The 11,882-nt window shown below is 68.6% G+C and carries 6 protein-coding genes; 5 read left to right on the top strand and 1 reads right to left on the bottom strand.

The features are described from left to right. The first annotated feature begins 92 nt into the window (after positions 1 to 92). The 3 genes from RZ1_RS05680 to RZ1_RS05670 all read left to right on the top strand — a co-directional run bounded on the left by RZ1_RS05680 (position 93) and on the right by RZ1_RS05670 (position 8,605). Positions 93 to 884, top strand: coding sequence for a DUF2705 family protein (locus RZ1_RS05680; RefSeq protein WP_072809977.1), 792 nt, complete (start codon positions 93 to 95; stop codon positions 882 to 884). 47 nt (positions 885 to 931) lie between these two features. After that, entirely contained in the window at positions 932 to 4,777 is a 3,846-nt protein-coding gene (locus tag RZ1_RS05675; protein WP_072810011.1) for an ABC transporter ATP-binding protein, read from the top strand. Positions 4,778 to 4,885: 108 nt separating this feature from the next. Beyond that, entirely contained in the window at positions 4,886 to 8,605 is a 3,720-nt protein-coding gene (locus RZ1_RS05670; protein WP_072809976.1) for a multifunctional oxoglutarate decarboxylase/oxoglutarate dehydrogenase thiamine pyrophosphate-binding subunit/dihydrolipoyllysine-residue succinyltransferase subunit, read from the top strand. Between the two features lie 157 nt (positions 8,606 to 8,762). Here RZ1_RS05670 and RZ1_RS05665 read toward each other — a convergent pair whose 3' ends face one another. After that, a complete protein-coding gene (locus RZ1_RS05665) occupies positions 8,763 to 9,395 on the bottom strand; it encodes a TetR/AcrR family transcriptional regulator (RefSeq protein ID WP_072809974.1) in 633 nt (210 codons plus the stop codon). 72 nt (positions 9,396 to 9,467) lie between these two features. Between RZ1_RS05665 and RZ1_RS05660 the strand changes: the two genes are divergently transcribed. After that, positions 9,468 to 11,057, top strand: coding sequence for a flavin-containing monooxygenase (locus RZ1_RS05660; RefSeq protein ID WP_072809973.1), 1,590 nt, complete (start codon positions 9,468 to 9,470; stop codon positions 11,055 to 11,057). Next, positions 11,054 to 11,881 carry an SDR family NAD(P)-dependent oxidoreductase gene (locus RZ1_RS05655; protein WP_072809971.1) on the top strand — a complete coding sequence of 276 codons (828 nt, stop codon included), beginning with the start codon at positions 11,054 to 11,056 and terminating at the stop codon, positions 11,879 to 11,881. Before RZ1_RS05660 ends, RZ1_RS05655 begins: the two co-directional genes overlap by 4 nt. Position 11,882 lies beyond the last annotated feature (1 nt).

Genomic DNA, 11,882 nt, shown 5'->3' with positions numbered 1-11,882 from the left:
CAGTACCAGCAGGCCGGGTATGCGCCGCAGCAGTACCCACCGGGGGCGCCTGCACCCCACCAGCCGCCGTTCGGACCGGGAGGATTCCAACGTTGACCGCGCTTCTGAACGCCGAGTTCCGCAAGGTCCTCGGTTTGCGCTACTGGTGGATCCTCGGGATCGCGCCGGTCGTGGTGGGTTTGTTCACCGGCGCGCTGACCCTTCCCCTCGCCCGCCAGGTCGAGGACATCGTCGGTGAGGGTTTCGCGTCGACCGTGGCGGCCGCGATCGGGATCGCGCTGGCGTTGGCGCTGGTGTTCCTGTTCGCGGCCGTGTTCGGCGCGGTGAACGGTGGCACCGAGTTCCAGCACCGGACGGTGGTGACGACTTTCCTCACCACACGCGGTCGTGACGGGGTGGTCGCCGCCAAGTACGCCACCGCCGCGGCGTTCGGGCTGCTGTACTGCGTCGTCGTGGAGATCGCGGCGGTCCTGACCGTCTTGATGTTCGCCGGCGGCGACGGCGGCACCTCCACCGGATCCGATCTCGGGCAGCTCGCGGCGGTCCTCGCCACCGGCGTGCTGTGCGCCGTGCTGTGGGCGCTCATCGGGTCGGGGCTCGGTCTGCTGACCGGTTCCACGGTCGGCAGCGTCCTCGCGATCTCCGCGTGGGTTCCCTTCGGCGAGCTGATCGTGTCGCTGATCCTGCACGGCCTCGGGCTGGGCACGGTCGCGGATCTGCTTCCGGTGCAGCTCACCTGGTACACGATCGTCGGGGTCATCGACATTCCCGAAGCCGGTGACATGGCCGTTCGGTGGCCGGCGGCGCCGCTCGCGTTGATCGGCTGGGCCCTGCTCGTCTGTTCGCTCGGCTGGTGGCGGGTTCGCAGCCGCGACCTCGCCTGATCCGCGCACACGGGCGGTGTCGGCGCCTAGCGCTAATGTCGGCAGCGATGCCACAGCACTCGCAGACCCCCGGTTGGATCCGCCGCCTGAGCACCGAATCCTTCCGGCACCGTGCCGTCGCCGTCGGAGCACTGGCGGCGACGGTCCTCGCCGCGCTCATCGACATCGGTTTCCCCCTCCTGACGAAACTCGCGCTCGACAGCGCCACCCACCCGCAGGGCGCCGACCTGCACCTGATCGGGGTTGCCGCCGCCGCGATCGCCGGCGGTGCGCTGGTCCGGTTCGGCTGCCAGTACGGCCGCCGGATGCTCGCCGGACAGCTGTCGCTGAATGTGCAGCACGACCTGCGGCTGCGGCTGCTCGGGTCGTTGCAGCGGCTCGACGGTCGCGGCCAGGACCAGCTCCGCACCGGCCAGGTCGTGTCCCGTTCGATCACCGATCTTCAGCTCGTACAGGGACTGCTCGCGATGGTGCCGATGTCGGCAGGGGCACTGCTGCAGTTCCTGCTGGCCCTGGTCATCATGGCGGTGTTGTCGCCCCTGCTCACCCTCATCGCCGTCGTGACCGTGCCGCTCATCGCGCTGATCGTCCGGACGGTCCGGCCGAAACTGTTCGCCGCGACCTGGTCCGCGCAGCAACGCGCCGCCGATCTGGCCCAGCACGTCGAGGAAACCGTCACCGGCGTGCGCGTGGTCAAGGGCTTCGGGCAGGAGGACCGCGCCGTCGACCAACTCGAACGGCACGGGCTGGCGCTGTACGCCGAACGGATGCGGGCGGCCCGCATCAACGCGCGGTTCACGGCCCCGATGGGTGCGATCCCGCAACTCGGGCTGGTCGCGACCATCGCCCTCGGCGGATGGCTGGCGCTGCACGGCACCGTCACCATCGGCACGTTCCTCGCGTTCACCGCGTACCTGGCGACGATGAGCGCGACGACCCGCACCCTGTCGTCGGTGATCATCATGGCGCAGCTCTCCCGCGCCGCCGTCGAACGCGTCTACGAGGTGATCGACGCCGAACCCGACGTCGCGGACCCGCCGCACCCGGTGCCGCTGCCCGCGGGTCCGCTCGGGCTGGCGTTGCGCGAGGTCACGTTCGGGTTCGAAACCGGCCGCGACGTCCTGCGCGGGGTGGATCTCGAGGTCGCCCCCGGCGAAACCGTCGCCGTGGTCGGACCGGCCGGGTCCGGGAAGACCGCGTTGTCGCTGCTGCTGCCGCGTTTCTACGCGCCGGACACCGGCTCGGTGAGCCTGACCGGAGCCGGCACCGAGCTGGATGTGCGCTCGCTGCGCAGCGACGAATTGCGCGAAGCCGTCGGTCTCGTGTTCGACGAACCGTTCCTGTTCTCCGACACCATCGCCGCGAACATCGCGCTGGGCCGGCCGGACGCCACTCCCAACGAGATCCGGGCCGCGGCGGTCGCGGCCCGCGCCGACGAGTTCGTCGAGGCGCTGCCCGACGGATACGACACCGTCGTCGGGGAACGTGGCCTGACCCTGTCCGGCGGGCAGCGGCAGCGGGTCGCGCTGGCCCGGGCGTTGCTGCTGGATCCGCGGGTGCTGATCCTCGACGACGCGACCTCCGCCGTCGACGCCGAGACCGAGGCGGCGATCTTCGCGGCGCTGCGCGAACAGAAACACCGCACCACCCTCGTGCTCGCGCACCGTCGCTCCACCCTGTCGCTCGCGGACCGGGTGGCGGTGCTCGACGCGGGCCGCATCGTCGACATCGGGACCGTCGACGAACTCGAGGAACGCAACGCCCTGTTCCGGGCACTGCTCACCGGCACCGGCGACGACGAACCCGACACCGATCCCGTCCTGCCGGGACCCGAGCCGTCGGCCGAGCAGCTGTGGCCGGAGGTGCCCGGCGACCCGGACGATGCCGGCGTGACCGCTGCCTCCGCCCCGCCCGCGGCCCCCGGCGGCGGCCCGGGCGGGGGTGGTCCCCGCGGCGGGGGTGGCCCGATGAGCGGGGCGCTCGGCGCGGTCGCGCCCACCCCGGAACTCCGGACCGCGGTGGCGGCGCTGCCCCCGGCGACCGAGAGCCCGGGCCGGCATCCCGATCTGCAGTCCGGATCGTTGCGCCTCCCCGACCCGGGGTTCCGGCTGTGGACGACGCTGCGTCCGGTCCGGTTGCTGCTCGCCGCGGTCGTGCTGTGCCTGACCGTCGAGTCCCTGACCTCGATCGGGTTCCCGTCGATCGTGCGGTACGCCGTCGACCAGGGCGTCACGCCCGGCGATCCGGCCCGGCTGTGGGGCGCGGTCGGCGCCGGAGTGCTGCTCGCGCTGCTCGGCTGGGCGGTGGTGTCGGTGCTGACGGTGCTCACCGCCCGCGCCGGTGAACGGGTGCTGTTCGGGTTGCGGGTGCGCAGCTACGCCCATCTGCAGCGGCTCGGACTCGACTACTACGAGCGGGAACTGTCCGGGCGGATCATGACCCGGATGACGACCGACGTCGACGCGCTGTCCTCGTTCATCCAGACCGGCCTGTCGACCGCGGTCGTCAGCGTGCTCACGGTCACCGGGATCTCGGTGGCGCTGCTCGTCACCGACTTCTCGCTCGGGCTGGTGGCGCTGGCGGTGGTACCGCCGCTGCTGATGGCGACCCTCTGGTTCCGGAAGGTGTCGTCGTCGGCGTACGCGATCTCCCGCGAGCGCATCTCCATCGTCAACGCGGACTTCCAGGAGAACGTCACCGGGCTGCGTGCCGCGCAGGCGTACCGGCGCGAGGCGTTCGCCGCGCAGCGTTTCGCCGAACGCGCCGACGCCTACCGGCGCAGCCGCATGCGCTCGCAGCGGGCGATCTCCCTGTACTTCCCGTTCATCACGATGCTGTCGGATCTGGCGTTGGCGGCGGTGGTGTACGTCGGCGCGCGGGAGGTCGCGGCGGGTGAGGCGACCCCCGGTGTGCTGGTCGCGTTCGTGCTGTACCTGAGCCTGCTGTTCGGCCCCATCCAGCAGCTCTCCCAGGTGTTCGACGGCTATCAGCAGGCCCGCGTGGGACTCCGCCGCATCGGTGATCTGCTGCGCACCGAGAGTTCACTCGAGACCGGTCCTCCCGGCTCGGTGCCGGTGACCGGGCATCTGCGCGGCGACGTGTATCTCACCGACGTCGGCTTCCGCTACTCCGGCGCGGACACCGACGCGCTCACCGACGTCGACCTGCACATCCCGGCGGGTTCGACGGTCGCGCTCGTCGGCCGCACCGGCGCCGGCAAGTCCACCATCGTCAAGCTCCTCGCCCGCTTCTACGATCCGACCTCCGGTTCGGTACGCGTCGACGACGTCGACCTGCGGGACTATCGGCTCCCCGAGTACCGCGGGCGGCTCGGTGTCGTGCCGCAGGAGGCACACCTGTTCACCGGCACCGTCGCGAGCAACATCGCGTACGGCCGCCCCGACGCGGACCGCGCCGAGATCGAGGCCGCGGCCCGCGCGGTCGGTGCGCTGGGCATGATCTCGGGCCTGTCCGGGGGAATGCACCACCCGGTCGGCGAACGCGGGCAGGGCCTGTCCGCGGGACAGCGGCAGCTCGTGGCGCTGGCCCGCGCCGAACTCGTCGACCCGGACCTGCTGCTGCTCGACGAGGCGACCGCGACACTCGATCCGGGCACCGAGCGGGCCGTTCTCGACGCGGGCGAGAAGGTCGCACGGTCACGGACCGCGGTGGTGGTCGCGCATCGGCTGGGAACCGCGGCCCGCGCCGACCGTGTCGTGGTCGTCGACCGCGGGCGGATCGTCGAAACCGGGCCGCACGCGGCGCTGCGTTACGCAGGTGGCGTATACCAGACCCTCTGTGATGCGGCCGAAACCCGGGCAGGGAATAATCGGTCGTCGAGAACCGTCATCGATGGAGATCCCGTCGAAGTCGAAGCACAGATTGTGAGGTAGATCTCGCCGCATGTTCGATCAATTACGATCGCTGGACGGACGGGCTAGCCTCATGAATACAGGCGCTCCGATCGGGTACCGAAGAAAGAAACGAGGCGAACAACTGCCGTGAGCAGCAGCTCTACATCACAGTTCGGACAGAACCAGTGGTTGGTTGACGAAATGTACCAGCGCTTTCAGGACGATCCTTCGTCCGTGGACGCGAGTTGGCACGAATTCCTGACAGATTATTCCCCCGAAACAGCGGTCGCAGGTGGTGCAAACGGCACCGAGACCGCCACCGCTTCCGCCCCGACCGCCACTGCGACGGCTCCCGCCCCGAAGCCCGCACCGGCTCCCGCTCCCGCGCCGAAGACCGCAGCGCCCGCGGCGAAGACCGCAGCCGCCCCCGCCGCCCCGGCGAAGCCCGCAGCCGCTGCCCCGAAGCCCGCTGCCACCTCTTCCGACAAGCCCGCCACCGAGGAGAACAAGGTCCTCCGCGGTGCCGCCGCCGCCGTCGCGAAGAACATGAACGCCTCGCTCTCGATCCCCACCGCTACCAGCGTTCGCGCCATCCCTGCGAAGCTGATGTTCGACAACCGGATCGTCATCAACAACCACCTCGCCCGCACCCGCGGCGGCAAGGTGTCGTTCACGCATCTGCTCGGTTACGCCCTGATCCAGGCCATCAAGGCGTTCCCGAACATGAACAACCACTACGCGGAGATCGACGGCAAGCCGAACCTGGTGACGCCGGCGCACACGAACCTCGGTCTCGCGATCGACCTTCCGGGCAAGAACGGACAACGTTCGCTCGTGGTCGCCGCGATCAAGAACTGCGAAACCATGAATTTCGCGCAGTTCTACTCGGCGTACGAGGACATCGTCCGCCGCGCCCGCGACGGCAAGCTCACCGGCGACGACTTCTCGGGTGTGACGATCTCACTGACCAACCCCGGCGGTATCGGCACCGTGCACTCGGTGCCGCGTCTGATGGCCGGTCAGGGCGCCATCATCGGCGCCGGCGCGATGGAGTACCCGGCCGAGTTCCAGGGTGCCTCCGACGAGCGCATCGCGGAGCTGGGCGTCGGCAAGCTGCTGACCCTCACCTCGACGTACGACCACCGCGTCATCCAGGGCGCCGAGTCGGGTGAGTTCCTCAAGACCGTTCACCAGCTGCTGATCTCCGACGACTTCTACGACGAGATCTTCCACACCCTGCACATCCCTTACGAGCCGGTCCGCTGGCGCAAGGACGTGCCGGAGGGCGCGGTCGACAAGAGCACCCGCGTGCTCGAGCTGATCGCGGCGTACCGCAGCCGCGGCCACCTGATGGCCGACACCGACCCGCTGCAGTTCGTCAAGGACAAGTTCCGTTCGCACCCGGATCTCGACGTCACCACGCACGACCTGACCCTGTGGGACCTCGACCGCGTGTTCAACGTCGGTGGCTTCCACGGCCAGCAGCGCATGAAGCTGCGCGACGTGCTGTCGGTGCTGCGCGACGCGTACTGCCGCCACGTCGGCATCGAGTACACGCACATCCTCGAGCCCGAGCAGCAGCAGTGGCTGCAGGAGCGCGTCGAGGCACACCACGTCAAGCCGACGGTCGCGCAGCAGAAGTACATCCTGAGCCGCCTCAACGCCGCCGAGGCGTTCGAGACGTTCCTCCAGACCAAGTACGTCGGCCAGAAGCGGTTCTCGCTCGAGGGCGCCGAGTCGGTCATCCCGATGATGGACTCCATCATCGATCAGGCCGCCGAGCACCAGCTCGACGAGGTCGCCATCGCGATGCCGCACCGCGGTCGCCTCAACGTGCTCGCCAACATCGTCGGCAAGCCGTACTCGAAGATCTTCACCGAGTTCGAGGGCAACCTGAACCCGGCCGCGGCACACGGCTCCGGCGACGTCAAGTACCACCTCGGCGCCGAGGGCACCTACATCCAGATGTTCGGCGAGAACGACATCAAGGTCTCGCTGACCGCGAACCCCTCGCACCTGGAAGCGGTCAACCCGGTGCTCGAGGGTCTCGTTCGCGCCAAGCAGGACATCCTCGACAAGGGCGAGGGCGGATTCACCGTCATGCCGCTGCTGCTGCACGGCGACGCCGCATTCGCCGGTCAGGGTGTCGTCGCCGAGACGCTGAACCTGGCGCTGCTGCGCGGGTACCGCACCGGCGGCACCGTGCACATCGTCGTCAACAACCAGGTCGGCTTCACGACCGCGCCGGAGCACTCGCGGTCGTCGGAGTACTGCACCGACGTCGCGAAGATGATCGGTGCGCCGATCTTCCACGTCAACGGCGACGACCCCGAAGCGTGCGTCTGGGTTGCGCAGCTCGCCGTGGACTTCCGCGAGAAGTTCCACAAGGACGTCGTGATCGACATGATCTGCTACCGCCGTCGCGGCCACAACGAGGGCGACGACCCGTCGATGACGCAGCCGGCAATGTACGACGTGATCGACACCAAGCGCAGCGTCCGCAAGAGCTACACCGAGGCCCTCATCGGCCGCGGCGACATCTCGCTCAAGGAAGCCGAAGACGCCCTGCGGGACTACCAGGGCCAGCTGGAACGCGTGTTCAACGAGGTTCGCGAGCTCGAGAAGTTCAAGCCGGAGCCGTCGGAGTCGGTGGAGCTGGACCAGACCCCGGCGCCGCGCCTGACCACCGCCGTGGACAAGTCGATGCTCGAACGCATCGGCGACCAGTTCGCGAACGTTCCCGAGGGCTTCTCCGTGCACCCGCGCGTCAAGCCGGTCATCGAGAAGCGCCGCGAGATGGCCCGGGAGGGCCACATCGACTGGGCCTTCGCGGAGCTGCTCGCGTTCGGTTCGCTCGCCGAGCAGGGCGCGCTCGTGCGCCTGGCCGGCCAGGACTCGCGTCGCGGCACGTTCACGCAGCGCCACTCGGTGCTCATCGACCGCAAGACCGGCGAGGACTACAACCCGCTCGCCACGCTCGCGGCGGAGTCCGGTAACGGCGGCCGCTTCATGGTCTACGACTCGGCGCTGACCGAGTTCGCCGGTCTGGGCTTCGAGTACGGCTACTCGGTGGGCAACCCCGAGGCGCTGGTGCTGTGGGAGGCGCAGTTCGGTGACTTCGTCAACGGCGCGCAGTCGATCATCGACGAGTTCATCTCGTCCGGTGAGGCCAAGTGGGGTCAGCTCTCCGACGTCGTGCTGCTGCTGCCGCACGGCCACGAGGGCCAGGGCCCGGACCACACGTCCGGCCGCATCGAGCGCTGGCTGCAGCTGTGCGCCGAGGGTTCGATGACCGTCGCGGTTCCCTCGACCCCGGCCAGCTACTTCCATCTGCTGCGCCGGCACCACCTGGACGGCATCCGCCGGCCGCTCGTGGTGTTCACGCCGAAGTCGATGCTGCGCAACAAGGCCGCGGTCAGCAACGTCGAGGACTTCACGCAGGGCAAGTTCCGCTCGCTGCTGGAAGAGGTGCCCTTCGAGAACGGCACCGCCGACCGCACGAAGGTCACCCGCATCCTGCTGACCTCCGGCAAGCTCTACTGGGAGCTGCTCGCGAAGAAGCAGAAGGAAAACCGCGACGACATCGCGATCGTCCGCATCGAGCAGCTGTACCCGGTGCCGCGTCGCCGCATCGCCGAGACACTCGAGCAGTACCCGAACGCCACCGAGTTCTTCTGGGTGCAGGAAGAGCCGGCCAACCAGGGCGCGTGGCCGTTCCTGGGTCTGGCGCTGCCGGAACTGCTGCCGGAGAAGCTCGCGGGCATCAAGCGGGTGTCGCGTCGCGCGATGTCCGCGCCGTCGTCGGGTTCGAGCAAGGTCCACGCGGTCGAGCAGCAGGAAATCCTCGAGAAGGCGTTCGGGCAGTAGCCCGGGTCTTCTCGGCAAACCCCGCCTTTCTTCGAAAGACGGTTCTCATGCGAGCCGGGTCGTGCCTGCCCTTCGGGGTCGGCCGGCCCGGTTCGCGCCGTTTCGGGACTCCCCCGTGAGGCGCTCGGGCAACGCCTCCCGCGTATCGGTGACCCGATCAGCGCGCCTCCGGCACCGCGCCGTTCGGGGCACCGGCGACCACGACCACCGCGGGCAGTGCGCCGACGGCGAGGTCGATGAATTCCTCACGCGTGATCTGCGGTTCGCGTAGCCATTCGATGGTGGTGTCCTCGACGAACGCGATCCACCCGCGCACCGCGAGGTGGACCGCGGCGGTCACCTCGATCCCGAGAAGCGGCAGGTGCGCGGCGGTGCGGTCGACCATCGCGGTCCGGGTCTGCTCGAAGACCGCGGTCATGTCGGGGTCGCTGCTGCCGGCGCCGCGCAGCATCGACACGTAGGTGTCGCGGCGTTCGGTGACGTAGTCGACGTAGGCGACGAGGGTGCCGCGCAGCATCGCGATCGGATCGAGGCTCTCGTCGGGTGCGGTGCGGTCGAGCATGTCACGGCTGATGTGCCGGACGATTTCGACGTGGAAATCGTGCTTGCTCGCGAAGTAGTGGAACAGCAGTCCCCGGGAGACCCCGGCCTGGTCGGCGATGTCGTCGACGGAGATCTGTTCGAGGGGCCGTTCCGACAGCATCTGCACGCCCAGGTCGATCAACTGCGCGCGCCGCTCGACGGGGCTGAGCCTGGTGCGTTTGGTACCGGTGCTGTTCACAACTGCCATGCAAACACCTCTGTTGAATTAGAGTCAACAGTGCTATTGACCATCCCTCAATAGCCACCTACGCTCGAATACATGAGTCTTCCGGTTACAGATACCTCCGCTGCCGGCACCGCCGCACGGCAGGTCGAGACGTTGATCATCGGCAGCGGGTTCGCCGGACTCGGGGCCGCCATCCGGCTCACCCGTGCCGGCAAGGACTTCCTCGTCCTCGAACGCGGAACCGAGGTCGGCGGCACGTGGCGCGACAACACCTATCCGGGTGCCGCGTGCGACGTGCCGTCGAATCTCTACTCCTACTCGTTCGCCCTCAACCCGGACTGGACCCGCTCGTTCTCGCCGCAGGCGGAGATCCAGCGCTACATCACCTCGGTGGCCGACAAGTACGACGTCCGGCGTCGCACCGTGTTCGGCTGTGACGTGCTCGGAGCACGCTGGAACACCGCGACATTTCGCTGGGACGTGCAGACCACCAAGGGCGACTACAGCGCGAAGATCCTCGTCTCCGCGGTCGGCGCGCTGTGCGAGCCGTCGCTGCCGGACATCCCCGGCATCGAGGACTTCGGGGGCGAGATCTTCCATTCCGCACGCTGGAATCACGACGCCGACCTGACCGGCAAGCGCGTCGCGGTGATCGGCACAGGCGCCTCTGCGATCCAGATCGTGCCCGCGATCGCCGGCTGCGTCGAGCGCCTGGACGTGTACCAGCGCACCGCGCCGTGGATCCTGCCCCGCGCGGACCGCGAGTACACGACGATCGAGCACCTCGCGTTCAAGTACGTGCCGGGAGCGCAGCGACTGTCGCGGGCACTGCAGTACCTCACCCGTGAGACGCAGGTGGTGGGCCTGGCCAAGGCCCCGATCTTCATGAAACCCCTCGAGTTCGCGGCCCGCCGGCACCTGCGCCGCCAGATCTCCGATCCGGAGCTGCGCCGCAAGGTCACCCCCGACTTCCGGATCGGCTGCAAGCGAATGCTGATCTCCAACAACTACTTCCCGGCGCTGACCCGCCCGAACGTGGACCTCGTGACCGACGGCATCGCCGAGGTCCGACCCGACTCGGTCGTCACCCGCGACGGCACCGTCCGCAAGGTCGACGCGATCGTCGTCGCGACCGGCTTCCACGTCACCGACTCCCCCACGTTCGCCGGCATCGTCGGCAAGAACGGCCGCTCACTGGCGGAGGTCTTCGACGAGACCGGCATGCAGGGTTACAAGGGCAGCGCCGTCGCCGGTTTCCCCAATCTGTTCTTCCTCGTCGGCCCGAACACCGGTCTCGGCCACACCTCGATGGTGTACATGATCGAATCGCAGCTCAACTACATCGTCGACGCGATCGACACCCTCGATCGGCACCGCATCGGGACGATCGAGGTCCGGCAGGAGTCCCAGGACCAGTACAACCGGAACCTGCAGGCAGCGCTGAAGAAGAGCGTATGGAACAACGGCGGTTGCGCGAGCTGGTACCTCGACAAACACGGCAACAACACCACCCTGTGGCCCGGCTTCACGTTCGAATTCCGGCGCTTGACCAAGAATTTCGATCTCGAGGCGTATCGTGGCGTCGCGGCCGCGGACCTGACCCCGCCGGCCGCAGCGGCCACCGCGACCGCCGTGACCACCGAGCAGACCGAGCAGGGCACCGGGAAGGCAGCAGTCCGATGAGCGAATTCGCAGGCAGGGTCGCCGTCGTCACCGGCGCCGGCTCCGGTATCGGCCGAGCACTGGCCGTGGCGCTCGCCGCGAAGGGCGCGCGACTCGCCCTGTCCGACGTGGACACCGTCGGCCTGACCGAAACCGTCCGGCAGGTAAAGGATCTCGGGGCCGAGGTCCACTCCGCCCATCTCGACGTGACCCAGCGCGAAGCGGTCTTTTCGTACGCCGACGCGGTGCTCGAGCGGTTCGGTACGGTGAATCAGGTCTACAACAATGCCGGCATCGCGTACCACGGTGAGTTCGAACGCACCGAGTTCAAGAACATCGAACGCATCATGGACGTCGACTTCTGGGGCGTCGTCAATGTCAGCAAGGCGTTCCTGCCGCACCTGATCGCGTCCGGCGACGGGCATCTGATCAACGTCTCGTCGCTGTTCGGCCTGCTGTCGATTCCCGGTCAGAGTGCTTACAACGCAGCGAAATTCGCGGTCCGCGGGTTCACCGAATCGCTGCGCCAGGAGATGCTGATCGCCGGCTACCCGGTCCGCGTCACGTGTGTGCACCCGGGCGGCATCAAGACCGCGATCGCCCGCAACGCGGCCGTGCCGGACGGTGACGACCAGGCGTCCTTCGCGCAGTTCTTCGACAGCAAGCTCGCCCGCACCTCCCCGGAGGACGCCGCGAAGACGATCGTCGACGGGGTGCGCAAGAACCGGGCGCAGGTGCTCATCGGTACCGACGCGAAGCTGCTCGACGCGTGGGTGCGGCTGGTCGGACCGTCCTACCAGCGAGTGGTCGCGATCATCGCCGGCCGCGTGATGCCGAAGGGTTAGA

Origin of the sequence: Rhodococcus zopfii NBRC 100606 = JCM 9919 (assembly GCF_001895025.1) — a bacterium.
Classification (GTDB): domain Bacteria; phylum Actinomycetota; class Actinomycetes; order Mycobacteriales; family Mycobacteriaceae; genus Rhodococcus; species Rhodococcus zopfii.
Note: the sequence above shows the minus strand (reverse complement) of the source record. Positions and strands in the feature narration are given on the sequence as shown.

Coding starts and splice junctions, on each gene's coding strand:
- RZ1_RS05665 (WP_072809974.1), bottom strand. CDS start 9,395: ATGGCAGTTGTGAACAGCACCGGTACCAAACGCACCAGGCTCAGCCCC.
- RZ1_RS05655 (WP_072809971.1), top strand. CDS start 11,054: ATGAGCGAATTCGCAGGCAGGGTCGCCGTCGTCACCGGCGCCGGCTCC.
- RZ1_RS05675 (WP_072810011.1), top strand. CDS start 932: ATGCCACAGCACTCGCAGACCCCCGGTTGGATCCGCCGCCTGAGCACC.
- RZ1_RS05660 (WP_072809973.1), top strand. CDS start 9,468: ATGAGTCTTCCGGTTACAGATACCTCCGCTGCCGGCACCGCCGCACGG.